Consider the following 26,805-nt stretch of genomic DNA (forward strand, 5'->3'; position numbering starts at 1 on the left):
CTTCGCAGGCGCGGGAGAGACGGGGCAGTGATGCGCACAACTCGCACAGCTCGTACGGCTCGGACGACTCGCGGCTCCGCCGTGGCGGCCCTGGCCGCCCTGGGCGCCCTCACCCTGGCCGGCTGCGGCGGTGACGGCAAGGACGGGGGCCCGGCGGACGCGACCCCGGGCGCCGAGTCCTCGGCCACCGTCGAGCTGCCGAAGCTGGACGGCCAGAAGATCGAGGTGGCGGCGGTCTGGACGGGTCCGGAGCAGGAGAACTTCACCAAGGTCCTCAAGGAGTTCGAGAAACGCACCGGGGCGACGGTCACCTTCGTCCCCGCGCAGGACCCGATCGTGAACTTCCTCGGCACGAAGATCGCCGGTGGCAGCCCGCCGGACGTCGCGATGCTGCCCCAGGTGGGTGCCATCAAGCAGGCCGTGGACCAGAAGTGGGCCAAGCCCCTGGGCCCGGAGGCCAAGGCGCAGCTCGCCAGGAACTACGCCAAGGGCTGGCAGGACCTGGGGTCCGTGGACGGCACTCCGTACGGTGTGTACTTCAAGGCCGCCAACAAGTCGCTGGTCTGGTACAACAACGCGGTCTTCGAGAACGCCGGCGCCTCCGTGCCGAAGACCTGGAAGGACTTCCTGACGACGGCCGAGACGATCTCCGCGTCCGGCGTCACACCGGTCTCGGTCGGCGGCGCGGACGGCTGGACGCTCACCGACTGGTTCGAGAACGTGTACCTCTCACAGGCCGGTCCGGAGAAGTACGACCAGCTGGCCAGGCACGAGATCAAGTGGACCGACCCCTCCGTCGCGCAGGCCCTGACGACGCTCGGCGAGCTGTTCGGCAAGCCGGAGCTGATCGCGGGCGGGGCGAACGGCGCACTGCAGACGGAGTTCCCGAAGTCGGTCACCCAGACCTTCACCGGCGGCGACCAGCCCAAGGCGGCGATGGTGTTCGAGGGCGACTTCGTGACCGTCAACATCGCGCAGACCGAGGCGAAGATCGGTACGGACGCCAAGGTGTTCCCGTTCCCGGCGGTCGGCGGGCAGCCGCCGGTGGTGACCGGCGGCGACGCGGCGGTGGCGCTGAAGGACACCAAGGGCGCCCAGGCACTCCTGACGTTCCTGGCCTCGCCCGACGCGGCGAGGATCTGGGCCGGGGCCGGCGGTTTCATCTCGCCGAACAAGTCGCTGGACGCCGCCGCGTACCCGAACGACGTGCAGCGGGACATCGCCAAGGCGCTCATCGCCGCGGGCGACGACTTCCGCTTCGACATGTCGGACCAGATGCCGCAGTCGTTCGGCGGCACGCCCGGCAAGGGCGAGTGGAAGGCCCTCCAGGACTTCCTGAAGAACCCCGAGGACGTCGCCGGCACGCAAGCGCGGCTGGAGGCCGACGCGGCCAAGGCGTACAAGAGCTGACGCCGCCATGACGTCCCCCGAGACGTCCGCCGGGAAGGCGGAGGGCCCCGCTGTGCCCTCCGCCGCCGGGGGCGGCGTGCGCAGGAGCGTGACCGGCACCAGGGGTCTCGTCGCGGCCGGCTTTCTGCTGCCCGCGCTGGTGCTGCTCGGAGCGCTCGTGGTCTACCCGATCGGGTACTCGGTGTACCGGTCCTTCTTCGACCGGTCCGGCGACGGCTTCGCCGGCCTCGGCAACTACGTCGAGATCTTCACCGACGACACCATCCTCACCGCCGTCAAGAACAACGCGATCTGGGTGGCCGTGGCACCGACCGTGGCGACGGCGCTCGGACTGATGTTCGCGGTGCTGACCGAGCGGATCCGCTGGGGCACGGCGTTCAAGCTGGTCGTCTTCATGCCGATGGCGATCTCGATGCTGGCCGCGGGCATCATCTTCCGGCTGGTGTACGAGCAGGACCCGGAGCGCGGCGTCGCCAACGCGGTCTGGGTGGGCGTGCACGACACCTTCTCCGAGTCGGCGAGCTTCCCCAAGGCCCGCCCGGGACCCGCCCACCCGCTGAAGCCCGCCGGGGGCGGGGCGTTCGTCACCGAGCAGCCGGTCCGTGCCGGCAGTCCGGTGGAGCTGCCGCTGGTGGGCGTCCCGCCCGACAGGATGCCCTCCGACGCACGGCCGGCGAAGGAGGCGCGGGCCGCGGACGACGGCCGGATCACCGGAACCGCGTGGCTCGACTTCACGCGGGGCGGCGGCGGCACGGTGAACGCCGTCGACGCCGCTGAACGGGGCCTGAAGGGCATCGCGATCGAGGCGGTCAGGGACGGCCGGGTCGTCGCCACGACCACCGCGGCGGCCGACGGCACGTTCTCGCTGCCGAAGGAGGCGGACGGTGCCGTCCTCCGGCTGCCCGGGAGCAACTTCCGGGAGCCGTACGACGGCGTCGACTGGCTGGGCCCGTCCCTCGTCACCCCGGCCATCATCGGCAGCTACCTCTGGATGTGGGCGGGCTTCGCCATGGTGCTGATCGCGGCCGGACTGGCCGCGGTGCCACGTGAACTCCTGGAGGCGGCGCGGGTGGACGGCGCCAACGAGTGGCAGGTCTTCCGGAGGGTGACCGTGCCGCTGCTCGCACCGGTCCTGGCGGTCGTGCTCGTCACCCTGATGATCAATGTGCTGAAGATCTTCGACCTGGTGTTCATCATCGCGCCCGGCTCGGCGCAGGACGACGCCAACGTACTGGCGCTCCAGCTGTACCGCTCGTCGTTCGGCACGGACGCGCACCTGGGCGTCGGCAGCGCCATCGCCGTACTCCTCCTGCTGCTGGTGATCCCGGTGATGGCTTTCAACATCCGCCGGATCCGAAGGGAGACGCGCCGATGAGCGCCGACAGCGCGGACACGCCCGTCACCGCCGGACCTTCCGGTTCCGCCGGCGCCGGCGGAACCGGACCCGTCAGGGCCAGGGCCTCGGTCGCCTCCCGGATCGCCGCCCGAACGGGCGGCGGGGTGATGCGGGTCGTCCTCGTCCTGGTGGGCCTGTTCTGGCTGATGCCGACCGTGGGGCTGCTGCTCTCCTCGCTGCGTTCGCCCGCCGACATCAACGCGAGCGGCTGGTGGGAGGTGTTCACGGCACCGGCGCAGCTCACCACCGAGAACTACGCGCGGTTGCTGCAGAACGAGACCATCACGGACTCCCTGCTCTCCACGATCATGATCACCGTGCCGGCGACGGTGCTGGTCGTGGTGGTCGGATCGCTCGCCGGGTACGCGTTCGCCTGGATGGAGTTCCCGGGCCGCGACTGGTGGTTCCTCGCCGTGGTCGGGCTGCTCGTCGTCCCCGTGCAGGTGGCGCTCGTACCCGTGTCGAAACTGTTCGGCACGATCGGCATCTTCGAGACGACGACGGGTGTGGTGCTGTTCCACGTCGCCTTCGGGCTGCCGTTCGCGATCTTCCTGCTGAGGAACTTCTTCGCGGAGATCCCGCGGGAGCTGCTGGAGGCGGCGCGGCTGGACGGCGCCGGTGAGATCCGGCTGTTCACCCGGGTCGTCCTGCCGCTCGGCGGGCCGGCGATCGCCTCGCTGGGCATCTTCCAGTTCCTGTGGGTGTGGAACGACATGCTGATCGCGCTGATCTTCGCCGACTCCGAGTCGCCGCCGATCACGGTGGCGCTGCAGCAGCAGGTGCGGCAGTTCGGCAACAACATCGACGTCCTGGCACCGGGGGCGTTCGTGTCCATGCTCATTCCGCTCGCGGTGTTCTTCGCCTTCCAGCGCCAGTTCGTGTCGGGGGTGATGGCGGGCGCGGTGAAGTGACCGCACCCGGACGACACGAACGCGCACGTACCGGCGCACTCTCCGGCACAAGGGCCCGTACGCACGGTCGGCGCGTCGACCGGGTGTGCGGGCCCTTGCGCGCGTGCCGCCCGCACCACATCCACGCCCCACCCGCTCCACATCTGCCGGCAAGCGCGCCGACACCTTCGGGCACTAGGACCGGGGTGGCAGCCTTCGTCGTCCCGAAAGAGAAGACACTCATGTCACAGACGAGCGCACAGGTGCAGTCCCCCGACCGGTCCGCCCCCGCCGGGGACGAACTGCCCCGGCCCGCCCGGCTCGACGAGGTGAAGGGGTGGTTCCGTCCGGTCGACCAGCTGCTCTTCGACTGGTTCCTGTCGCACCAGCGCGACCGCGAGCAGGCGGGCGATCTGCTGGAACTCGGCGCCTACCTGGGCAAGAGCGCGATCTTCATGGGCTCCTATCTGCGGCCCGGCGAGGAGTTCACGGTCTGCGACCTCTGGGACTCGCCTGCGCCGGACGCGTCCAACAGCGCCGAGATGAACCGCTCGTACGCCACGCTCACCCGGCGCGCCTTCGAGGCCAACTACCTCTCCTTCCACGACGAGTTGCCGAGCCTCGTCCAGGCACCCACCTCGGCGATCACCACACGGGTCCGCCCGGGCAGCTGCCGCTTCGTCCACGTCGACGCCTCGCACCTGTACGAGCACGTCCACGGCGACATCCGGGCCGCCGAACGGCTCCTCACCCCCGAGGGCGTCGTGGTCTTCGACGACTTCCGGGCCGAGCACTGTCCCGGGGTCGCGGCCGCGGTCTGGGGCGCGGTGGCGACCGCCGGGCTCACGCCGCTGTGCATCACCGGGACCAAGCTGTACGGCACCTGGGGCGACCCGGAGGCGGTGCGCGGCGAACTGCTCGGCTGGCTGGAGACCCGGACGGACCTCTGGCACGGGGTGGAGGAGGTCGCCGGTGCTCCGCTGATCCGCATCGACGGCCGCAGGGCCGAGGCCCCGGCGCATCCGCGCTCCCGTCACCGGGCGGAGCCGGTCACCGACGCCCCGGCCGGCGGCCCGGCGCCCCACCCCGCACCCGCACCCGCACCCGCCGCGAGTCCGGCGACCGCCGCCCCGGGCCGCCGGGCCGGCTCCCCGCGCATCCGCAGGCTCGTCCGCGATCTGCTGCCACCGCTGCTGACCCGCGCGCTGGTACGGGTGTTCCGCAGGCGCGGATCGTCGCACTGAGCACCGGTACCGGGCGGCGCCTCGTCGTCGGTGGGCGGCCACTCCGGGCACCGGGCATCCTGACGGGACCGACCGGCGCGACCGAAGTGCGCCGCCCGCGCGCCGGACGGCCCGACCCGGACGGGGAACCACCACGGTTTCGGCGCCCCGGAGAAGGACCGGCCGGCGCGACGGAAGCGCGGGGCCTACGAGCGTCCGGCGCGGCGCGGTCCGACGGGGGTGACGGCGACGACGAGTCCGTCGGTGCCGTCGGGGCCCACGTCCAGCCGGTACGGGCGCAGCCCCCGCAGACCGTGGGCCTGCCGGGGCACGGTCCCGGATGCCACGGCGGCGGAGTGCTCGGTACCGAGCAGCGCGGTGCTCAGCCCGATCCGCGTACGGCCCGGCGGGAACGCCTCGGCGGGGATCCGCACCTCGATGTCCGTACCGGCTCCGTCGGAGGCCGGCCGCAGCAGGATGCGGCCGGCCTCCGGGCAGCCGGTGAGCCGGACCGGGCCCGTGCCGTGGGCCCCGAGGTGCGGCAGCGGGGTCCGGGCGGTGACGACGAGCGTGTGACGGGCGGGTCCGGTGCGCCGCCAGTCCGCGGAGACGAGGTCGGTGCGCAGGGGCGGTACGCCGTGCCCGGCCTCGTACCGGAGCACCGCGACCAGCCCGGCCTCGTCACCCGCGCGCACGTACGAGAACCGGAGCCGGAGTCCCGGTCGCAGCCCGGCGAGCAGGGCGTCCTTGAGATGGTCGGCGACCAGCCGGCGAACCCCGGCGAACACCCGGCGGCGTACCGGTTCCGGCGCCCTGAGGAAGGCGGGGCCGGTCAGGACGTCACCCTCGTGGGCGAAGTGCCGGAGGTGGAAGCCGTCGCCGAGCGGGCCGCCGCCGGTGAACCGGGCGGTGACGGCCATCGCCGCGGCCGTACCGCGCAGCAGGTCCTCCAGGCCGCCCGGCTCCCCCGCGGCGGCCGCCAGGGCAGCGGAGGAGTTCCGCGCGCCCGGGCCGGAACGGCGGCCGGGGCCCGGTCCCGCGTCCCCGGCGAAGCGGTAGTCGTAGTCGGCCAGCACGGCGACACCGCGCGACCGGAAGAGCGCCTCGAGAGTGAAGGCCTGCTCGGCGAGACCGGCCGGCACGTCCTCGGCGAACCGCAGCCCGTGACGCAGCAGCGGCTCCCGGCGGAACAGCTTGGCGGCGGACAGCTCCCACGGCAGCCCGGGTTCGTCGAGGGGGACGCCGTGACGCGTACGGGCGAAGATCGCGGCGCCCGAGGCCGCGGTCTTGGCGCAGACGACGTCGGAGCCCCGGCTGTCGGCGGCGTCGACGAGCCGCGAGAGTGCTTCCCGGCCGAGGAGGTCGCCCGCGTCGAGGAAGAACACGTACCGGCCGCGCGCGTGTGCCAGGGCCTGGTTGAGAGTGTCGGTGCGCCCGACGGAGAGCGGTGGCGCGGGCAGCCCGTACGCGCCGGCCGGCGACGGCCTGCGCTCCCCGTCCGCCGGCAACCCGTACACGCCGGCGGCCGACGGCCGTGCCCCGTCCGCCGTGGAGCGTTCCGACCCACCGGCCACCAGCACCTCGATGCGTGCCGTGCCGATGGTCTGGCCCGCGAGGGAGTCCAGGCACCGGCCGAGACACCGCCGGCCGTCCTCGCGGACGGCGACGACGACGGTGACGTCGGGTGCGCCCGAACCGTCCGGGTCCCCGTCGACGACCGCGATCCCGGCCGTACTCGCTGAGTTCATGGCGCGTCCTCCACACCCGCGGGCACCTCGGACGCCCGCCCGCCACAGCAACGACCCTCTCCCGGGGAGGGCTACGCACCGCGGGGCCGATCACCCACCCGGTGGAGCGCGTGCTCCGGCGTACGGCGGGCGAGGTACGCGAGCCCCGGCGTACGGCGGGCGAGGTACGCGAGCCCTGGCGCGCGCCGGGCCGGTCGCGGCAGGCGGGGTACGCGCCAAGCCGGACGCCGGCGGGCGACCTCCACGCGGGACCGACCACCACGGACGCGCGCCGACCCGGCCCACGTGCGGCTCGCGACGCACAGCCGGAAGCGGTGGCCGACGGCCCACACGCCATACCGCCGGGCCCGCGGGCCACGCGTGGTCGGAACCGACCACCGCGGAAGCCCCGCACACCGGACCGCCGCGCGGCCGACGGCGCCGCCGCGACGCGTCAGTCGCGGGTGAGCGCCGCGACGACCGAGGCGGCCAGATCGTCCAGGTACCCCTTCGGCAGATCGCCGCGCACGACCACGAGGCGCCAGTACAGCGGGCCGAGGATCAGGTCCAGGGCGCGGTCGGGGTCGGCCGTCCCCGGGAGCTCGCCCCTCGCCACGGCGTCCCCGACGATGAGCGCGGCGACACCCTGCTGGCTGTCGAACAGCGCGGACTTGATCGTGTCGGCGATCTCCGGGTTGCGGGCCGCCTCGACCAGCAGGTCGGGGATGACCTGGGAGGCGACGGGGTGGCGCAGCGCGTGCGACGCCACTTCGAGGAGCGCGCGGACGTCCCCGTGCAGCGAGCCCGTGGCGGGGGCGGGAAGGCCCTGGGCGGCGAAGGCCGAGACCAGGTCGAGGACGAGGGAGAGCTTGGACTTCCAGCGCCGGTAGACGGCGGTCTTCCCGACCCCGGCCCGGCGGGCGATGCCCTCGATCGACATCCGGGCGAAGCCGACCGCGGCGAGTTCCTCGAAGACGGCGGCGCGGATCGCCTCGGTCACGTCCTCCCGGAGCACTGCGGCTCCCGCGGGGGCGCGTCGGGTGCGGGGGTCCGTGGTCATGGCCAGGAGCATACCCGTGACGACGAGACGGTTGCGTTGCGACGTAGATCGTCCTAGTCTCGCCGTAGCGACGATACGGGACCGTCCCAACGTCAGCGTTTCGACCGCACCCTCCCCGGCCCCGGCGAAAGCGAGCGAGTGACCAGCGTGAGCAGCCTGACGACCACCCCGCCGAAAGCACCACCGGCGGACTCCCTCAGCCTCGGCGAACTCGCCGCCCGGCACGGGCTGACCGTGAGCGGCGCGCGGCCGCCGCTCGGCACGTACATCGCCCAGCTCTGGTCCCGGCGGCACTTCATCACCGCCTTCGCCACCGCGCGGCTCACCGCCCAGTACAGCCAGGCGAAGCTCGGGCAGGTCTGGCAGCTGATGACCCCGCTGCTCAACGCGACCGTCTACTACTTCATCTTCGGCGTCCTCATGGACACCGCGAAGCACGTCCCGGACTTCGTGCCGTTCCTGGTGACGGGCGTGTTCATCTGGACCTTCACGGCCAACTCCATCACCGCCGGCACCCGCGCCGTCTCGGGGAACATCGGGCTCGTACGGGCCCTGCACTTCCCCCGCGCTGCGCTGCCCATCGGCCTCGCCCTGCAGCAGCTCCAGCAGCTGCTGTTCTCCATGGGCGCCCTGGCCGTCATCCTGGTGTGCTTCGGCGAGTTCCCGAAGCCCTCGTGGCTGCTGGCCGTTCCCGCCCTCGCGCTCCAGGCCGTCTTCAGCACCGGCATCGCGATGGCCGTCGCCCGCCTCGCGGCACGCACCCCCGACATCGCCCAGCTGATGCCGTTCCTGCTGCGGACCTGGATGTACGTGTCCGGCGTGATGTGGAGCATCCCCGTCGTGCTCAAGCGCATGGAGCTGCCCGAGCCGGTGGTCCTGGCCCTGCAGTGCAACCCGGTGGCCGTCTACATCGACCTCGTGCGCTTCGCACTCATCGACAGCTACACCAAGGCCCAACTGCCGCCGCACGTGTGGGCACTCGCCCTCGGCTGGGCCGTGCTCTTCGGAGTGGGCGGCTTCGTGTACTTCTGGAAGGCGGAGGAGCAGTACGGCCGTGGCTGAGACAACGACCGACCGGCCGGCGGGACCGGCGGACACGACCCCGGGCGAGGACACCCCGGCCGGCAGGACCCCGACCGTCGTGGTCGACGACGTCCACATCACCTACAAGGTCAACGGCGCGAAGACCGGGCGCGGCGCCGCCACCGCCGCACTGAGCCGCATCCTCTCCCGCGGCCCGCGCCGGGACGGCGGCCGTGAGGTCCACGCCGTCAGAGGCGTCAGTTTCGCCGCCTACAAGGGCGAGGCGATCGGGCTGATCGGCTCCAACGGCTCGGGCAAGTCCACCCTGCTGAAGGCGATCGCCGGTCTGCTGCCGACGGCCCGGGGCAGGATCCACACCCATGGCCAACCCTCACTGCTCGGGGTCAACGCGGCGCTGATGGGCGATCTGACCGGCGAGCGCAACGTCGTCCTCGGCGGCCTCGCGATGGGCATGACCCGCGACGAGGTCCACGCCCGCTACGACGAGATCGTGGAATTCTCGGGGATCAACGACAAGGGCGACTTCATCTCGCTCCCCATGCGGACGTACTCCTCCGGCATGGGCGCCCGGCTGCGCTTCTCCATCGCCGCGGCCAAGAGCCATGACGTGCTGCTGATCGACGAGGCGCTGGCCACGGGCGACGCCGGGTTCCAGCGGCGCAGCCAGGAGCGGATCGCCGAGCTGCGTGAGGAGGCCGGCACGGTCTTCCTCGTCAGCCACAGCAACTCCGCGATCACCACCACCTGCGACCGGGCGCTGTGGCTGGAGTCCGGAACGCTGCGGATGGACGGCCCGGCGAAGGAGGTCGTCGCGGCGTACGAGGCGTTCACCAGGAAGACATAGCGAGAACGCTCAGCAGATCTGAGAAATCACCACAAAAACGACTAGGGTGCGGGTCGATGACGACCCAGCAGGCTCCCTCGCTCCTCCCGGCAGGCCGCCGGGTCGCCGCACTCCCCCTCCTCGCCCTCTGCGGCACCTGGGCCGCGACCCGGCTCTGGACGGCGTTCCTGCTCGTGACGGACGACATCGGCATCGGGGGCGTCTCCACCGAGGTCCACGTCCTCTACGCACGCTGGTACGACCAGCTGCTGGGCGGCACCTTCCCGCCGGACGACCCGACGGGCAGTACCCGCCCGGCGCGGGGGCGGTGATCCTGGCGCCCGCCCTGCTCCCGTGGCTGACCTACTTCCAGGCCTTCGCCGCGCTGGCCCTGCTCGCCGACGCCGTCGTCACCGTGGCCCTCGCCCGGGCGGGCGGCGTCGGTGGCGGCGGCGTCTGGATGTGGACGGGCGGGCTCCCGCTGCTGCTGCACATCCCGCTCGCCCGCTACGACGTCCAGGTCACCGCCCTCGCCGTACCGGCCCTGCTCGCCGTGAACCGCAGCCCCCGGCTCGGCGGTGCGCTCGCCGGGCTCGGCGCGGCGGTCAAGCTGTGGCCCGCCCTGACCCTGCTCGGCACACCGCACGGCAGGACCACCCGGCTGGCCTGGGTCTCGGCGGCGGCAGCGGCGCTCGGAGCGGTCGCCGCCCTCGCGCTCGGCCTCGACCGCCCGCTCGGCTTCCTGCGGCAGCAGGGCGACCGGGGCGTCCAGGTCGAGTCGCTCGGCGGCAGCGCACTCGCGCTGGTCCGGCTGCTGGGCGGCGGGGGCAGGGTCGAGTACCGCTACGGCGCCTTCGAGTTCACCGGCCCGTACGTCACGCCCGTGGCCCGGGCCAGTCTGCTGCTGACGGCCGCCGCCTTCCTCCTGCTGCTGCTCTGGCGGCTGCGGGCGAGACGCCGGTCGGAGGCCACGCCCTTCGACGCCGCGCTGTGCGCCGTCCTCCTCTTCACCGTCACCAGCCGCGTCATCAGCCCGCAGTACCTCATCTGGCTGCTCGGTCTGGCCGCGGTCTGCCTCACCTCCCGGCACACGAGCCAGCGCCCCGTGGCGCTCCTGCTGCTGCCCGCCACCGCACTGAGCGCCCTCGCCTACCCGGTGCTGTACCAGGACGTCGTCGACGTCACCCCGCTCGGCAGCGGGGTCGTCCTCGTCCGCAACGGACTGCTGCTCACCGCGGCGGTGCTGTCGGCCCGCAGGCTGTGGGCAGCCACACGATGACGCGGAAGGGGGCGCCCACCACGACGGTGGGCGCCCCCTTCGAACACCGGCGGAAGCCGGTCAGCTGGGCGTACGCAGCAGCTGGCGCATCGTCCGCATGGCGACCGAGAGGTTCGCCAGGTCGAACGTGTCCGACCCCTGGATCTCCTCCAGCGTCATCCGGGCGCGGCCCAGGATGGAGGCGTTCTTCTCCTCCCACGCCTTGAAGCGCTGCTCCGGCGTCGAGGCCCCGTTGCCCACGGCGAGCACGTCCGCGGTGAGCGCGGCGTGCGCGGCGTACAGGTCCTCGCGGATGGAGGCACGGGCCATCGACTGCCAGCGGTCGGCCCGCGGCAGTTCGATGATCCGGTCCATCAGCTCGGTGATCCGCAGGCGGTCGGCGAGGTCGTAGTAGATCTCGGCGACGGCGAGCGGGTCCTTGCCCGTGCGGTCCGCGATGGCCACGATGTCGAGCGTCGGGAACGCGGACGAGAAACCGGCGACCCGGGTGGCCAGCTCCGCCGGGACCCCCGCCCCCGTGAACTCCTCCAGCAGCCCCTCGTACCACTCCAGGTCGGCGCCGCTGAGCATCTTCGGCAGCTCGGCCCACACCTGCTCGACGCGGGAGGCGAAGAACTCGATCGTCTTCGTCAGCTCCAGCGGCTGCGGACGGTTGCCGAGCAGCCAGCGGGTGCCGCGCTCGACGAGACGGCGGGAGTGCAGCCGCATCCGGGTCTGGACGTCGGCGGCGACCCTGGTGTCGAGCGCCTCGACGGCGTCCCACACCTCGCCGAGACCGAAGATCGCGCGGGCCGCGGTCTGCGCCCGGACGATCTCCTCGATCGACGCCCCTGTCTCCTCGCGCAGCCGGTGCAGGAAGGTCGAACCACCGGTGTTGACGGTGTCGTTGACCAGGACGGTCGTGACGATCTCGCGGCGCAGCGCGTGCCCGTCGACCGCCTCGGGGAACTGCTCCCGCAGCGGCCTCGGGAAGTACGCGTGCAGCAGGCCCCGCAGATACGGGTCGTCCGGCAGCGAGGTGCCGATCAGCTCCTCCGCCACCGTGATCTTGGTGTAGGCGAGCAGGACGGCGAGCTCGGGCTGCGACAGACCGTGCCGGTTGTTGAGCAGCTCGCGGATCTGCCGGTCGTTCGGGAGGAACTCCAGCGCCCGGTCCAGCGCGCCCTCCCGGCCCAGCCGGCGCATGAAGCGCTGGTGCGCGTGGAGCAGGCTGGGCGACTGCGCGACGGCGTTGGTCAGGGCCACGTTCTGTGCGTAGTTGTTGCGCAGGACGAGCCTGCCGACCTCGTCGGTCATCTCGGCGAGCAGCTTGTTGCGCTGCTTCACGGTCATGTCGCCCTCGGCGACCAGGCCGTTCAGCAGGATCTTGATGTTCACCTCGTGGTCGGAGGTGTCCACGCCGGCGCTGTTGTCGATGGCGTCGGTGTTGACCCGGCCGCCGCCGCGGGCGAACTCGATGCGGCCGAGCTGGGTGAGGCCCAGGTTGCCGCCCTCGCCGACGACCTTGACCCGCAGGTCCTCTCCGTTGACACGGATGGCGTCGTTCGCCTTGTCGCCGACATCGGCGTTGGACTCGCTCGACGCCTTGACGTAGGTGCCGATGCCGCCGTTCCAGAGCAGGTCCACCGGCGCCTGCAGGATCGCCTTCATCAGCTCGGCGGGCGTCAGCTTCGTGATCCCGGGCTCGATGCCGAGGGCCTCGCGGACCTGCGCGTTGACCGGGATCGACTTGGCGGTCCTGGGGTGGATGCCGCCGCCCGGCGACAGCAGCTCGGCGTTGTAGTCGGCCCACGACGAGCGCGGCAGCTCGAACAGCCGGCGGCGTTCGGCGTAGGAGACGGCCGCGTCCGGGTCGGGGTCGATGAAGATGTGGCGGTGGTCGAAGGCCGCGACCAGCCGGATGTGCTCCGAGAGGAGCATGCCGTTGCCGAACACGTCACCCGACATGTCGCCGACGCCGACCACGGTGAAGTCCTGGGTCTGGGTGTCGTGGCCGAGCTCGCGGAAGTGCCGCTTGACGGACTCCCAGGCGCCGCGGGCCGTGATGCCCATGCCCTTGTGGTCGTAACCCGCCGAGCCGCCGGAGGCGAAGGCGTCGCCGAGCCAGAAGTTGTAGGCGATCGCCACCTCGTTGGCGATGTCGGAGAACGTCGCCGTGCCCTTGTCGGCCGCGACGACCAGGTAGGTGTCGTCGCCGTCGTGACGCACCACCTCGTGCGGCGGCACGACCTCGCCGCCCACCAGGTTGTCGGTGATGTCGAGCAGCGCCGAGATGAACGTCCGGTACGAGGCGATGCCCTCCGCCAGCCACGCCTCGCGGTCCACGGACGGGTCGGGGAGCTGCTTGGCGACGAATCCGCCCTTGGCGCCCACCGGCACGATGACGGTGTTCTTCACCATCTGCGCCTTGACCAGGCCGAGGATCTCGGTGCGGAAGTCCTCGCGCCGGTCGGACCAGCGCAGACCGCCGCGGGCGACCTTGCCGTAGCGCAGGTGGACGCCCTCGACGCGCGGCGAGTACACCCAGATCTCGTACGCCGGGCGCGGCGCCGGCAGGTCCGGGATGGCCTGCGGGTCGAACTTCATCGACACGTAGCTGTGCCAGGTGCCGCCGCCCGCCTCCTGGAAGAAGTTGGTGCGCAGCGTCGCCTTGATCAGGGTGAGGAAGGAACGCAGGATCCGGTCCTCGTCGAGCGAGGCGACCTGGTCCAGCGCGGCGTCCAGCTCCTCCAGCAGGGCGTCCGTCAGCTCGGTGCCGGCCCGCTGGCGGTCCGGGGCCATCCGGGCCTCGAACAGGTTGATCAGCAGCCGCGTGGTGTGGACGTTGTTGAGGAGCGTGTCCTCCATGTAGTCCTGGCTGAAGGTGGAGCCGGCCTGGCGCAGGTACTTCGCGTACGCGCGCAGCACCATCGCCTCGCGCCAGGTGAGCCCGGCCCGCAGCACCAGCGAGTTGAACATGTCGTTCTCGGCGGCCCCGGTCCACACGGCCGAGAAGGCGTCCTGGAACCGCTCACGGGCGTCGTCGCCCAGGTACTCCCCGCCGTTGCCCGGCGCGGTCGGCATCCGCAGACCGAAGTCGTAGACCCAGCCGTGGGTGCGGTCCGCGCAGCGCAGCTCGTACGGGCGCTCGTCGATGACCTCGACGCCGAGGCGGTTGAGGACCGGCAGCACGGACGACAGCGAGACCTGCTCGCCGAAGCGGTAGATCTTGAAGCGGCGCTCGCCGGGCGCGGCGCCCACCGGCTCGTACAGGGACAGCGAGAAGTCCTTGCCGGACCGGGTGAGCTGCTCCAGGTGGACCAGGTCGGCGACGGCGGCGCGGGGCGAGTGGTCGGCCTTGTAGCCCTCGGGGAAGGCACTGGCGTACTTGCGCGCCAGCTCGGCGGCGCGCTCCTCGCCCAGTTCGGCGTTCAGCGCCTCGGTGAAGCCGTCGGCCCAGGAACGGGCGGCCTCGGCCAGCCTCGCCTCCAGGCGCTCCTTGTCGGCCTCGGTGAGGTGGGTCAGCTCGGTGCCGGACGGGACGCGCACCACGAAGTGGAGCCGGGTGAGCACCGACTCGGTGCTCATGAGGGTGAAGTCGACACTGGTGCCGCCGAGGTCCTCCTTCAGGATCCCGGTCAGCCGCTCGCGGACGGTGGTGTTGAAGCGGTCGCGCGGCAGGTAGACGAGGGCCGAGTAGTAGCGGCCGTACTCCTCCTGGCGCAGGTACAGCCGCAGCCGGCGGCGCTCCTGCAGGTACAGGACGGAGGTGACGATGGAGCGCAGCTCGTCGACGGGGGTCTGGAACAGCTCGTCGCGCGGGTACGTCTCCAGGATCTGCAGCAGATCGCGGCCGTCGTGGCTGTGCGGGGAGAAGCCGGCACCGTCGAGGACCTCGGCCACCTTGCGGCGGATGACCGGGACCCGGCGCACGGACTCGGTGTACGCGGCCGACGAGAACAGGCCGAGGAAGCGGCGCTCGCCGATGACGTTGCCGTCGGCGTCGAACTTCTTCACGCCGACGTAGTCGAGGTAGCTGGGGCGGTGCACGGTCGCGCGGCTGTTGGCCTTGGTCAGGATCAGCAGCTTGTGCTCACGGGCCTTCGCCCGGGCGTCGGCGGGCAGCCGGTTGAACGACGGGCTCACGGGGTGGCCGTGGGCGTCGTCGCCCGTGTGGTGCGGGTCGGAGCGCAGGATGCCGAGCCCGGTGCCCGGGACGGCGGACAGCGCGTCGCCGTCGACCAGGTTGTACTCGCGGTAGCCGAGGAACGTGAAGTGGTCGTCGGACAGCCAGCGCAGCAGCTCTCGGGCCTCCTCGACCTCCTCCTCGCGCAGGTCGCCGGGGATGGGCTCCTGCGGCAGCTCCTCGGAGATGCGCAGCGCGGCCTCGCGCATCTTCTCCCAGTCCTCGACGGCCTCGCGGACGTCGGACAGGACGCGCAGCAGGTCGGCGGTGATCTGCTTGAGGTCGGCCCGGTCGGTCTCACGGTCGATCTCGACGTGGATCCAGGACTCGACGAGGGCGTCGTGCGGCAGTGCGGCACCGTTCGGCTCGCCGCTGAGGACCTCGATCATCTTCCCGGTGACATCGCGGCGGACCACGATCTGCGGGTGGATCACCACATGGATGCCGCGGCCCTGGCGGGACAGCTCGTTGGTGACCGAGTCGACGAGGAAGGGCATGTCGTCGGTGGCGACCTCGACGACCGAGTGGCTGGACGTCCAGCCGTTCTCCTCGACGGTCGGGGTGTGCACCCGGACGTTGGCCGTGCCCTGCGGCCGGTTCTCCGCGAGACGGTAGTGCGAGACGGCTGCTCCGAAGACGTCGACGGGGTCGCGGTCGGTGAGGTCCTCGGGTGCGGTGTGCAGGTAGTAGCGCTGGAGGAACGCGAGGATGTGGTCCCGGTCAGGGCGCTCCCCGCTGTCGGACCCAGTCGGAAGTTGCCCCCCGCCCGGGCTGTGCTCAGCTACCCGGGCCGCCCTGTCGAGCAGCTCGGCCTTGGCTTCGTCCAGCTTGGTCTGCATGTCCTCTGGCTCCTGTCGCGCGCCGTTGCGTGACGTAGGTGGAAAAGATGGCACAACGCCACGACGCGGGGTCTCCGCTCGTTGTCGACGCTATGCCGGAATGAGAGATGTCCGGACCGTAATCGGCCAATGTGGGCGTCCGGCCCGGGAGGTGACCACGCGGGGCCCGGTCGAACCCGGGTCCGCAGGGAAGATCAGCTCGCACCCGGCCACTGTGGCGTACCGGGCGCAGTCCCCCAGCTGCCGCTGGGCGGTGCCTCCAGGGGGCTTCGCTGCCCCCTCGGCCTATCGCGCTGATCACGCGTCCAAGGCTATCGCCCCTCACCCCGGACCCGTCATGAGCCGTATGTGTACAAAAGCGGGGCCGGAAGTTTGACACTCTGGACAGCGACACGTGGCCTCTTGGCAAACAGCCGCGCGGGGGGCAGGTTGGGCCTGGAAGGGCCGAAGGCCGACAAATCCATACAGGGAGCAGTAGCCATGAGCGTGAAGATCCTGATCGTCACCGGCGACGCAGCCGAGTCCCTGGAGGTCCTCTACCCGTACCAGCGGCTGCGCGAGGAGGGCTACGAGGTCCACATCGCGGCTCCCGCGCGCAAGAAGCTCCAGTTCGTCGTCCACGACTTCGAACCCGGTTTCGACACGTACACCGAGAAGCCCGGCTACACCTGGCCTGCCGACCTGGCGTTCTCGGAGGTCGACCCCGGGGAGTACGCCGCGATCGTCATCCCGGGCGGGCGGGCTCCCGAGTACCTCCGCAACGACCCGGAGCTCCGCAAGATCCTCAAGTCCTTCTTCGACGCGGACAAGCCCGTGGCGCAGATCTGCCACGGCCCGCTGCTGACGGCGGCCACGGGCAGCCTCACGGGCCGCAGGGTGACGGCGTACCCGGCGCTGGAACTGGACATGCAGGCGGCCGGTGCGTCCTTCCAGGACACCGAGGCGGTGGTGGACGGCACCCTGGTCTCCTCCCGGGCCTGGCCCGACCACCCGGCCTGGATGCGCGAGTTCCTCGAGGTGCTGCGGGCGAAGGCACCCCTGAACCAGGGCTGACCCACGGCTGGGCCGGGGACTGCAACAGGGCGGACCACGGCTGGGCCGCCGGGGCCGGCCCAGGGCACGGCCCTGCGAGGGGCCGGGACCGCGGCCTGGCAAGGCGGCCCTGCGAGGGGCCGGACCACAGCCTGGCAAGGCGGCCCTGCAAGGGGCCGGACCGCGGCTGGGCAAGGAGCCGGACCCAGGAGCCGGACCCGGGCTGTGCCGGGACGTCGGGTGGGCCGGGCCCCGTCGGGCGGAGGTCCGCCGAGAGGGCGGCTGCCTGGGGACGGTGCGTGCCGGGCGTGCGCCGGCGCGGGCGCTGGTGAAGATGCTGGGGTCGGCGGCGGCGGGGTGACAGCGACCGTGACGGTGTCGCGGGCGCGTTGACGGCCGGCAGGGGGCCGTCGCCCGCCCAGCGGCGGGGCAGTCCGGCTATCCCACCAGTTCCTCGGCCACCTCCACCGCCTCGGCGAGGCTGTCGACGACCGGCACTCCGGCCCTCTGCAGGCTCGCCCTGCTGTGCGAGCCCCCGGTGTACAGCACCGCCTTCGCCCCCACGTGCGCCGCCGCGAGCGCGTCGTCCGCCGCGTCGCCGACGACCACGATCCGCTCCGGCGGCACGTTCTCCATCGCCGCCAGATGCCGCACCATGTGCTCCGTCTTGCCCGCGTGGGAGGCGCCGACGCGCCCGTCCACCCGTACGAAGTGCTCCTCGATCCCGTGGCGCCGCACGATCGGTATCAGCTGGTCGTGCGGGGCCAGCGACAGCAGCGACTGCGTACGGCCCGCTGTCCGGCGCGCGGCGAGCAGTTCCGCCGCACCGGCCGTGAGCAGGCAGGCCTCGGCCAGCCGCCAGTAGTGCTTGTGGAAGACCGCGTCCATGGCCGCCCACTCCTCGTCCGTGGGCATCCGGCCCATGAGCCGCTCGTAGAACCGCGGCACCGGCACACAGTAGAGCTCGCGGTAGCGCTCGAGCGTGATCGCTCCGAGTCCTATCTCGGCGAACGACGCGTTCGTCGCCTCGATGACGGTGTGGATGTCGTCGAGGAGCGTGCCGTTCCAGTCCCAGACCACGTGCGCGCCGTGCGTGCGGTGATTCCCCATGGCAGGCAACGGTACCGGCCGGGTCCGACAGCCACCGGTGTGCGGGCGCGTGCAGCGAGTGGCCGGGGCGCGGGTGGCCGGGGCACCGGAAGCACAGGAAGCACCGACGGGACCACCGGGGACGGCAGGGGCCGGGGACCCGGCGGTGCCGGGGGCGGCGAGGTCCGCGCCGCCGGGCAGGGACGGGTCCCGGCCACCGGTCATGGCGACGTCCAGGCGGCCGACCGCCGAGGGGTCCGGTACGCCGAGGGCGCCGGGAGTGCGGCCGGTCTCAGTGGATGAGGCCGGGGATCTCCTGCACCCCGTACCAGAGCAGCTCATGGTCCTCCGCTCCGTCCACGATGAACTGAGCGTCGTCGTCGCCGTGGTCCGCCGCCCCCAGCGCGTCCGCCGCGGCGGCCACGTCGCTCTCCGCGTCCTCGGAGTCGACGTGCACCGACGCCGCCTTCGCCAGCGGCACCGCACTCGCGATGCGCACCTCGCCCAGCGAGGCCGCCCCCAGCCCCGCCGACGGGTCCGCGACCGCGGCGCTGTCCGGGACGTCGACGGCGACGACGACCCGGCGCCGAGGCACCTCCGGGTCACCGGCCAGCGACCGCAGCGACGCCGACGCGGCCCGGCTCAGCGCCGCGTACTCGAGTTCCTCGATGTCGTCGGAGACGTACCACTCGCGCAGTGCGGGCGTCACCGCGTAGGCGGTCAGCGGACCGGGCCCGATCTCGCCCGCCTTGTGCGCCTCTGCGAGACCGGGAAGGGTCAGGGGAACGTAGACGCGCATGAGGGCCGCTTTCGTCGTCGGGTGAGCACCCAAGGATACGTGCGGAGTACCCCTTCGGGGTGCCCCGCGGCCCCTCCCCGGCGTCGTTCCCGGATGACCGAGGGTGCTTCCGAACCGCACCGTTCCGGGCCTCGGAGCCCGTCCATCACCCTGATAGGTGAACCTCGGCGGACCGCCCTCGGTGCGCGGAGGCCGTTGCGACAGCCGCCCACCGGCCCGTACAAGATCCTCACCAAGAAGTTACTCGTGAGTATCGAAGGGGCGACCGCCATGCAGCACACCTCGCCGAGGACGGGGACGAGGCCCGGGAACCGTCATGACAGCCGCGCCCCCGGCCGCGCCCCGCGGCGGCCCGCGGCGGCCGCAGCAGGCCCTTCCACGGGCGGCCGGTCCCGGCTTCCCCGCTACTGGTTCGCGGAACGGCTGCTCTCGGTGCTCAGCGGCCGCCGGCCCGTCCACTGGATGCTGGGGCACACCATCGGTCCCGCCTACGAGCAACTCGTCCGCCTCGCCCCCGGGGCCCCGCTCAGCACGAACGGGCTTCGCCCGGTCCTGCGCCACTGCGACGAGTACGTGCCCCGACCGGGCGTCATCGAGGCGTTCGCCCGGATCACCACGGGCGAGCAGGTACGCGCCATGGCCTTCCGCCTGGAGCAGGGTCCCGACCTCCGCTGGCGCTGCGCGGCAGTGGAACTCGGCGGCGAACGGCTCACGGCCGGCGTCTGACCGACACCCCACCGGCACCACACCGGACCGGGCCCACGCCTCGGACGAACGCCTCTGCGGCGGCCTGAGGGCCCGCTCCCGCCTCAAACGGCCCGGCAGAGACCGGCCCTCACCCACCGGGCGGCCTCCACCCCAGGTGGGGCCGCCCGTGGGCTCCCGGGGCCGGACGCGCCACGCTGCCCGGCCCGACAGCCGACCTCCACGCCACGTCAGGGATCGCCCCTGGATCGGGCATGGACCGACTCAGCGCGTGCGGGGGCGGCACGGCTGCGGCCCCGGCCCGGCCAGGCACGCGTGCCGGGCTGACGCCGGCGCGGCTCAGCGCGGCGCGGCCGGGCGTTGGCGCGGGTCCCGTCGGGTGGTGACCTCCACCCCGTGTCAGGGATCGCTCGTAGGCCGGGCGCGGCTCAGCGCGGCGCGGCCAGCAGTGGTCCCCCGTCGGACGGCCTCCTGCCACGTCAGGGACCGACCGTAGGCCTCGGCGGCCCGGCCAAGGCACCGTGCCCGGGCCAGCTCGGGCGCGGCCGGAGACGGCCAGCGGGCGCTACTCGGCCAGGCGCGGCCCGGCGGGCGGCGCCCGGCCGCCTCAGGGATCGCCCATAGGCCCCGCTTTGGCACGCAGGCATCCCCGGCATGCACTGCTGCGGCCGGGCGCGGCTCCCGGCACGGCTCGGCTCAGCCTGGCGCGGCTCCCGGCCCTGCCTCGCGGGCGGGCTTTCGCTCCGCGTCACGTATCGCCCGTAGGCCCGTCGTAGCCATGGCGCCGCTCAGCGCGGTCCAGACGTGGCCGACCCGGCGAACGGCCTCCGCCCGCGCCAGAGCCCCGGTGGGCCCGGCGCGGCCCGGCAGGCACTGGCGCAACCGGACGCTGCGCCCCTCAGGCCCCGCCCAGCACGGCTCAGCGCGGCGCGGCTCAGCACGGCGGGCTCGGGACACTGCGGTCCCGCCCGGCACGGCTCGGCTCAGCCTGGCGCGGCTCCCGGCCCTGCCTCGCGGGCGGGCTTTCGCTCCGCGTCACGTATCGCCCGTAGGCCCGTCGTAGCCATGGCGCCGCTCAGCGCGGTCCAGACGTGGCCGACCCGGCGAACGGCCTCCGCCCGCGCCAGAGCCCCGGTGGGCCCGGCGCGGCCCGGCAGGCACTGGCGCAACCGGACGCTGCGCCCCTCAGGCCCCGCCCAGCACGGCTCAGCGCGGCGCGCTCGGCCAGTGGCCCCCGCCCGCCGGACGGCCTCCGCCCAACCTCAGGGATCGCCCGTAGGCCGGCTCGGACCCGGCTCAGCGCGACGCGGCTCCGGGCCGCTGAGGCCCCGCCCGATTCGGCCCGGCACGCGCGCCCGGCCGCCCCGTGCAGCCGTACAGCCGTGCAGCCGTGCAGCCGGCGAACGCGCCGTCACCGCCCCGGCAGAGCCCCACACCCGCCACGCCCATCAACGCCCGTGGGGCCGGACACCCTCCGGTGTCCGGCCCTACGACCCGCGGCTTCACTCCCGCGGTGTCACTTCTTGCGGCGGCGTCCCGCGCTCTTCTGCGCCTTGCGGCGCTCCGCGCGCGTCATGCCGTCGGACTCGGAACGGGCCGCGTCGCCGTTGGTGAAGTCGCCCTCGACGATGCCGCCCTCGCCGTCGACCGTCGGCGCCGAGAAGTGCAGCCGGTCCGGACGCTGCGGAGCGTCCAGGCCCTTCGCCCTGATCTCGGGACGGCCGGCAGCGGCGGGCACCGCGTCGTCCTTGGACAGCGAGGTCCTCTCCGCGGAGTCCTGGACGGGGATCTCCTCGACCTGCTGCTCGACCTGGACCTCCAGGTTGAACAGGTAGCCGACGGACTCCTCCTTGATGCCGTCCATCATCGCGGTGAACATGTCGAAGCCCTCGCGCTGGTACTCCACGAGCGGGTCCTTCTGCGCCATCGCGCGCAGACCGATGCCCTCCTGGAGGTAGTCCATCTCGTAGAGGTGCTCGCGCCACTTGCGGTCCAGGACCGACAGCACCACGCGCCGCTCCAGCTCGCGCATGATGTCCGAGCCGAGCTGCTTCTCGCGCTCGTCGTACTGCTCGTGGATGTCGTCCTTGATCGTCTCGGCGATGAACTCGGCGGTGACACCGGCCCGGTCGCCCGCGGCCTCCTCCAGCTCCTCGATGGTCACCTTCACCGGGTAGAGCTGCTTGAAGGCGCCCCACAGCCGGTCGAGGTCCCACTCCTCCGCGAAGCCCTCGACGGTCTCCGCCTGGATGTAGGCGTCGATCGTGTCGTCCATGAAGTGGCGGACGTGCTCGTGCAGGTCCTCGCCCTCCAGGACGCGGCGGCGCTCGGCGTAGATGACCTTGCGCTGCCGGTTGAGCACGTCGTCGTACTTCAGGACGTTCTTGCGCGTCTCGAAGTTCTGCTGCTCGACCTGGGACTGGGCGGACGCGATCGCGCGCGTCACCATCTTGTTCTCGATCGGGACGTCGTCCGGGACGTTGGCCATGGCCATGACCCGCTCGACCATCTGCGCCTTGAACAGCCGCATCAGGTCGTCGCCGAGGGAGAGGTAGAAGCGGGACTCGCCCGGGTCTCCCTGACGGCCGGAACGACCGCGCAGCTGGTTGTCGATGCGCCGCGACTCGTGCCGCTCGGTGCCGAGGACGTAGAGCCCGCCGAGGGACTTGACCTCCTCGAACTCCTCCTTGACCTCGAGTTCGGCCTTCTCCAAAGCGGCCGGAAGTGCCGCGGCCCACTCCTCGACGTGCTCGACCGGGTCCAGGCCCCGTCCGCGCAGCTCCGCCTCGGCCAGGTCGTCGGGGTTGCCGCCGAGCTTGATGTCCGTACCGCGGCCGGCCATGTTCGTGGCGACCGTCACGGCGCCCTTGCGACCGGCCTGGGCCACGATCACGGCCTCGCGCTCGTGGTGCTTGGCGTTGAGGACCTCGTGCTGGATGCCGCGCTTGAGCAGCTGCTGCGAGAGGTACTCCGACTTCTCGACCGACGTGGTGCCGACGAGGATCGGCTGGCCCTTGCGGTGCTTCTCCTCGATGTCGTCCACCACGGCGGCGAACTTGGCCACCTCGGTGCGGTAGATCAGGTCCGACTGGTCCTTGCGGACCATGGGCCGGTTCGTCGGGATCGGCACGACGCCCAGCTTGTAGATCTGGTGGAACTCCGCGGCCTCGGTCATGGCCGTACCGGTCATGCCGGAGAGCTTGTTGTAGAGGAGGAAGAAGTTCTGCAGGGTGATCGTGGCGAGGGTCTGGTTCTCGTCCTTGATGTCCACCCCTTCCTTCGCCTCGATCGCCTGGTGCATGCCCTCGTTGTAGCGGCGGCCGGCGAGGATACGGCCGGTGTGCTCGTCGACGATCATGACTTCGCCGTCGATGACGACGTAGTCCTTGTCCTTCTTGAACAGCTCCTTGGCCTTGATGGCGTTGTTCAGGTAGCCGACCAGCGGGGTGTTCACGGACTCGTAGAGGTTGTCGATCCCCAGCCAGTCCTCGACCTTCGAGACACCGGACTCATGGATGGCGACGGTCCGCTTCTTCTCGTCGACCTCGTAGTCGCCGGTCTCCTCGATGCCCTTCAGCGGGTTACCGGGCTCGCCCCGGTTCAGGCGCTTGACCAGCTTGGCGAAGTCGCCGTACCACTTGGTGGCCTGGTCGGCGGGACCGGAGATGATCAGCGGCGTACGGGCCTCGTCGACGAGGATGGAGTCGACCTCGTCGACGATCGCGAAGTTGTGGCCGCGCTGGACGAGCTCCTCCTTCGACCAGGCCATGTTGTCGCGGAGGTAGTCGAAGCCGAACTCGTTGTTCGTGCCGTACGTGATGTCGCAGGCGTACTGCTCACGGCGCTGCGCGGGCGTCATGTTGGCGAGGATGCAGCCGACGCTCAGACCGAGGAACCGGTGCACCCGGCCCATCATCTCGGAGTCGCGCTCGGCCAGGTAGTCGTTGACCGTGATCAGGTGCACGCCCTTGCCGGACAGCGCGTTCAGATAGGCCGGGAGCGTACCGACGAGGGTCTTGCCCTCACCGGTCTTCATCTCCGCGACGTAGCCGAGATGCAGCGCGGCGCCGCCCATCAGCTGGACGTCGTAGTGGCGCTGGCCGAGCACGCGCTTGGCGGCCTCACGGACGGTGGCGAACGCCTCGGGCAGCAGGTCGTCGAGGCTCTCGCCGTCGGCGAAGCGCTCCTTGTACTCGTCGGTGAGGGCCCGCAACTCGGCGTCGGAGAGGTTGACGAAGTCTTCCTCGATGGAGTTGACCTGGTCCGCGATGCGGTGCAGTTTGCGCAGGATCTTGCCTTCGCCTGCACGCATGAGCTTGTTGAAGACGGACACTGAGGTTGGTCTCCTTGCCGGTCGGGCCTGGCACTGGGTCGTGTGGACACTGGCGCGGGCACGGCAGGTGGGCCCCACCGCATCGGCCATCGTAAGCGAGGACGGCGCCGCGCCGGGAGAGCCGCAGGGCACCGGGGACGACCGCCGCGTGTCTGGAGAACGTGCGGGAGCACCGGAAAGTGCCGCTGATCTCGAAAAGTGTTCGCACGGCCGACGGAGAGTGACCAGAATTCGGCCATGGAGCCCATCACCCTCACCACCGACCGGCTGCGGCTGAGCCCCTTCACCCCGGGTGACGCCGAGGAGGTCCGCGCCGCATGTCAGGACCCCGACATCCAGCGCTGGATCCCGGTCCCCTCGCCGTACGAACTGCGGCACGCCGAGGAGTTCATCGCGGTCACCGTGCCCGCCGGCTGGCGCGACGACACCGAGTACACCTTCTCCGTGCGGGCGCGCGAGGGCGGCGCGCTGATCGCCTCCACGAGCCTGCACCACCCGCGCTCGGGGGCCTGGGAGATCGGCTTCTGGACGGCCAAGGAGCACCGGGGCCGCGGTTACGCGACCGAGGTCACGCTCGCCATGGCCCGCTGGGCCTTCACGCGGCTGGACTGCACACGGCTGGAATGGCGCGCCGAAGTGGGCAACACGGGCTCGCGCGCCGTCGCCGAGAAGGCCGGATTCACCGTCGAGGGCGTCCAGCGCTCCGGCTTCCACGGCCGGGGCACCCTGCGCGACTGCTGGGTCGCCTCCCTGCTCCCGTCGGACCTCGGGCTGCCGTGCCCGGTCCCCTACCTGCCGGCCAAGGCGTGACGGACGCCACCCGCCCCCCCTGGCCCGTCCACCGGCCGGGCCGTGGCCGGCACCGCCCGGGCCGCGGACTCGGCGCCGGGACCCCGGCGGGCTCCCGGCGGCGCCCGGCGACTGTCGGTGCCGCCCTCTAGGGTGCGGAGCATGAACACCGCGCCGCCCCCAGTTGCCGAGCTGTCCGCCGACGAGGCCCGCCGTGTCGCGCTGCGGGCCCAGGGGTTCCTCGGTGCCCCCGACCGCAGAGCCGGTGTGCGGGGCGTGCTGCGCCACCTCGGCGCGGTGCAGCTGGACACGATCTCCGTGCTCGCGCGTTCCCACGAGCTGATCCCGTACGCCCGGCTGGGCGCCGTCGGCCGCAAGACGGTCGAGGACGCCTACTGGAGCGAGAGCCACGCCTTCGAGTACTGGTCGCACGCGGCCTGCATACTCCCCGTCGAGGAGTGGCCCCACTTCGCCTTCCGGCGCCGCGCCTACCGTGCCCGTCCGCAGTGGTACCACGACCTGCCGGACGGGGCCTACGGGAAGGTGGTGGACCAGCTGCGCGCCGAGGGGCCGCTGACCGCCACGGAGCTGGGCGGAGCGAAGAACGGCGGCCTCTGGTGGGACTGGTCGGAGGCCAAGGTCGCCGTCGAGCGGGCACTGATGTACGGCGAGGTGGTGTGCACGGAGCGGCGCGGCTGGAAGCGGGTGTACGACCTCGCCGAGCGCGCCATCCCCGATGCCGTGCTCCATGACGATCTGGACGACCGGGAGTGCCTGCGCCGGCTGGTGCGGCTGGCCGGGCAGTCGCTGGGCGTGGGCACCCGCGCGGACATCGCGGACTACCACCGGCTGAAGGGTGAGCAGTTCGACGCGGTGGTCGCGGACTCCGGACTCGTGCCGGTCCGCGTCGAGGGCTGGGACAAGCCGGCCTGGGCCGACCCGGATGCGCTCGCGACCGAGCCGCGCGGCCGTCACCGCACGACGCTGCTGTCGCCGTTCGACTCGCTGATCTGGGAGCGGGCCCGTACCGAGCGGATCTTCGGCTTCACCCATCGCCTGGAGGCGTACGTCCCGAAGGCGAAGCGGGTGCACGGCTACTTCGCGATGCCGCTGCTGTCCGGCGGGCGGCTGCTGGGCCGGGTCGACCCCGCGCGTGAGGGGACGACTCTGGTCGCCAGACAGGTCTCCCTGGAGTCGCCGAAGGCGGTCCGGCCGATGGCTCAGGCGCTGCTGGAGGCGGCCGAGTGGGTGGGCTGCGACGCGGTCCGTGTGGAGCGGGTCGACCGCCCGGAGTTGGCGGCGCCCCTGGTCGCCGCCCTCGGCTGAGCCGGCACGGCCGGTGACGTGAGCGGCAGGGTTCACCGGCTCCCGGCAGACCTTCCCGGTCCCGGCGCTAGCGGATCTCGAGGATCTTCTCGCGCATGGCGTAGACGACCGCTTCCATCCTGGAGTGCAGCTGGAGCTTCTCCAGGATGTTGCGGACGTGGTTCTTCACCGTGTTCTCGGAGATGAACAACTCCTTTGCGATGTCACGGTTGTTCATGCCCGTCGCCACCAGCTTGAGGACCTCCAGCTCCCGGTCGGTGAGCCGGGGGGCGGGCACGAGGCGGCGCTCGTCGGTGCGCTGGATCATCGACTTGAACTCGGTGAGCAGCTTGGACGCCATCGACGGACTGATCTGCGACTGGCCGTCGGCCACCGCGCGGATGGCGGTCGCCACCTCGTCGGTGGAGATCTCCTTGAGGAGGTACCCGGTGGCGCCTGCCTTGATCGCCTCGTAGAGGTCTGCCTCCTCGTCGCTGATCGTCAGCATGATGATCTTCGCGCTGGGGGCGACCTCCTTGATGGAGGTGCAGGCCTCGATGCCGCCCCGCTTCGGCATCCTTACGTCCATCAGCACGATGTCGGGCAGCAGATCGGCGGCCTTGTCCACCGCCTCCGCGCCGTCCCCGGCCTCCCCGACGACCTGGATGTCCTCCTCCTGGGCGAGGACGATCTCCAGCCCGCGGCGGAAGAGGGCGTGGTCGTCCACGACGAGCACCCGGATCGGCTCCTTGCGGGACACGTCCTCCGTGCCGTCCGCGCCGCCCGTCGCACCGGCGTCGCCCGCCTGGTGCACCGGGCCGAAGCTGTCCGCCATCGTTCCTCCCCCTGAGGCCGTGGCCTGCGTTGGTCTGCGGTCCGCCAACCGCAGTCCACAGC

General features: G+C 72.0%; 17 protein-coding genes and 1 pseudogene. 11 read left to right on the forward strand and 7 right to left on the reverse strand.

Annotation, left to right across the window (positions count from 1 at the left end):
* Positions 1–30 precede the first annotated feature (30 nt).
* The 4 genes from QRN89_RS13450 (at position 31) to QRN89_RS13465 (ending at position 4,940) form a co-directional block, all read left to right on the forward strand.
* Positions 31–1,410 carry an ABC transporter substrate-binding protein gene (locus QRN89_RS13450; protein WP_290349605.1) on the forward strand — a complete coding sequence of 460 codons (1,380 nt, stop codon included), beginning with the start codon at positions 31–33 and terminating at the stop codon, positions 1,408–1,410.
* 7 nt (positions 1,411–1,417) lie between these two features.
* Positions 1,418–2,785, forward strand: coding sequence for a carbohydrate ABC transporter permease (locus QRN89_RS13455; RefSeq protein WP_290349606.1), 1,368 nt, complete (start codon positions 1,418–1,420; stop codon positions 2,783–2,785).
* A complete protein-coding gene (locus QRN89_RS13460; RefSeq protein ID WP_390702745.1) occupies positions 2,782–3,717 on the forward strand; it encodes a carbohydrate ABC transporter permease in 936 nt (311 codons plus the stop codon). The genes QRN89_RS13455 and QRN89_RS13460 overlap by 4 nt, the downstream gene beginning before the upstream one ends.
* Positions 3,718–3,938: 221 nt before the next feature.
* Positions 3,939–4,940, forward strand: coding sequence for a class I SAM-dependent methyltransferase (locus QRN89_RS13465; RefSeq protein WP_290349607.1), 1,002 nt, complete (start codon positions 3,939–3,941; stop codon positions 4,938–4,940).
* Positions 4,941–5,125: 185 nt separating this feature from the next.
* Here the strand turns inward: QRN89_RS13465 and QRN89_RS13470 are convergent, their stop codons facing one another.
* Together QRN89_RS13470 and QRN89_RS13475 are read right to left on the reverse strand one after the other, a co-directional pair.
* Positions 5,126–6,667, reverse strand: a complete 1,542-nt coding sequence (locus QRN89_RS13470; protein ID WP_290349608.1) for a glycosyltransferase family 2 protein — start codon at positions 6,665–6,667, stop codon at positions 5,126–5,128.
* 433 nt (positions 6,668–7,100) lie between these two features.
* Positions 7,101–7,718, reverse strand: a complete 618-nt coding sequence (locus QRN89_RS13475) for a TetR/AcrR family transcriptional regulator (protein WP_290349610.1) — start codon at positions 7,716–7,718, stop codon at positions 7,101–7,103.
* Positions 7,719–7,862: 144 nt separating this feature from the next.
* Here QRN89_RS13475 and QRN89_RS13480 point away from each other — a divergent pair, with 144 nt between their 5' ends.
* From QRN89_RS13480 to QRN89_RS13490, 3 genes and pseudogenes are all read left to right on the forward strand, one after another.
* Complete coding sequence (locus tag QRN89_RS13480) at positions 7,863–8,768, forward strand: ABC transporter permease (RefSeq protein WP_290353693.1); 906 nt, start codon at positions 7,863–7,865, stop codon at positions 8,766–8,768.
* Positions 8,769–8,847: 79 nt separating this feature from the next.
* On the forward strand, positions 8,848–9,594 hold the full coding sequence (locus QRN89_RS13485; protein WP_290353694.1) for an ABC transporter ATP-binding protein: 747 nt from the start codon (positions 8,848–8,850) through the stop codon (positions 9,592–9,594).
* A gap of 56 nt (positions 9,595–9,650) precedes the next feature.
* Positions 9,651–10,852 (forward strand): annotated as a pseudogene (locus tag QRN89_RS13490) (glycosyltransferase 87 family protein).
* Between the two features lie 60 nt (positions 10,853–10,912).
* Here the strand turns inward: QRN89_RS13490 and QRN89_RS13495 are convergent.
* Entirely contained in the window at positions 10,913–15,856 is a 4,944-nt protein-coding gene (locus tag QRN89_RS13495) for an NAD-glutamate dehydrogenase (protein ID WP_290349611.1), read from the reverse strand.
* Positions 15,857–16,336: 480 nt separating this feature from the next.
* Between QRN89_RS13495 and QRN89_RS13500 the strand changes: the two genes are divergently transcribed.
* Positions 16,337–16,909, forward strand: a complete 573-nt coding sequence (locus QRN89_RS13500; RefSeq protein ID WP_290349612.1) for a DJ-1/PfpI family protein — start codon at positions 16,337–16,339, stop codon at positions 16,907–16,909.
* Between the two features lie 417 nt (positions 16,910–17,326).
* On the opposite strand, the gene QRN89_RS13505 is transcribed toward QRN89_RS13500, so the two are convergent.
* Entirely contained in the window at positions 17,327–17,998 is a 672-nt protein-coding gene (locus QRN89_RS13505) for an HAD family hydrolase (RefSeq protein ID WP_290349613.1), read from the reverse strand.
* 271 nt (positions 17,999–18,269) lie between these two features.
* Entirely contained in the window at positions 18,270–18,776 is a 507-nt protein-coding gene (locus QRN89_RS13510; RefSeq protein WP_290349614.1) for a DUF6912 family protein, read from the reverse strand.
* Positions 18,777–19,046: 270 nt separating this feature from the next.
* On the opposite strand from QRN89_RS13510, the gene QRN89_RS13515 reads away from it, so the two are divergent.
* A complete protein-coding gene (locus QRN89_RS13515; RefSeq protein ID WP_290353695.1) occupies positions 19,047–19,502 on the forward strand; it encodes an Rv3235 family protein in 456 nt (151 codons plus the stop codon).
* 1,495 nt (positions 19,503–20,997) lie between these two features.
* Here the strand turns inward: QRN89_RS13515 and secA are convergent.
* Positions 20,998–23,814 carry a preprotein translocase subunit SecA gene (secA, locus tag QRN89_RS13520; RefSeq protein WP_290349615.1) on the reverse strand — a complete coding sequence of 939 codons (2,817 nt, stop codon included), beginning with the start codon at positions 23,812–23,814 and terminating at the stop codon, positions 20,998–21,000.
* 237 nt (positions 23,815–24,051) lie between these two features.
* Between secA and QRN89_RS13525 the strand changes: the two genes are divergently transcribed.
* The gene (locus QRN89_RS13525) at positions 24,052–24,624 is read left to right on the forward strand and encodes a GNAT family N-acetyltransferase (RefSeq protein ID WP_290349616.1); all 573 of its coding nucleotides are present in this window, start codon (positions 24,052–24,054) and stop codon (positions 24,622–24,624) included.
* Positions 24,625–24,765: 141 nt separating this feature from the next.
* Positions 24,766–25,929, forward strand: coding sequence for a winged helix-turn-helix domain-containing protein (locus QRN89_RS13530; RefSeq protein ID WP_290349618.1), 1,164 nt, complete (start codon positions 24,766–24,768; stop codon positions 25,927–25,929).
* 67 nt (positions 25,930–25,996) lie between these two features.
* On the opposite strand, the gene QRN89_RS13535 is transcribed toward QRN89_RS13530, so the two are convergent.
* Positions 25,997–26,743, reverse strand: coding sequence for a response regulator (locus tag QRN89_RS13535; RefSeq protein WP_290349619.1), 747 nt, complete (start codon positions 26,741–26,743; stop codon positions 25,997–25,999).
* Positions 26,744–26,805: the final 62 nt, after the last annotated feature.

This window comes from Streptomyces sp. HUAS CB01 (assembly GCF_030406905.1).
In the GTDB taxonomy this organism is placed as follows: Bacteria; Actinomycetota; Actinomycetes; order Streptomycetales; family Streptomycetaceae; genus Streptomyces; species Streptomyces chengbuensis.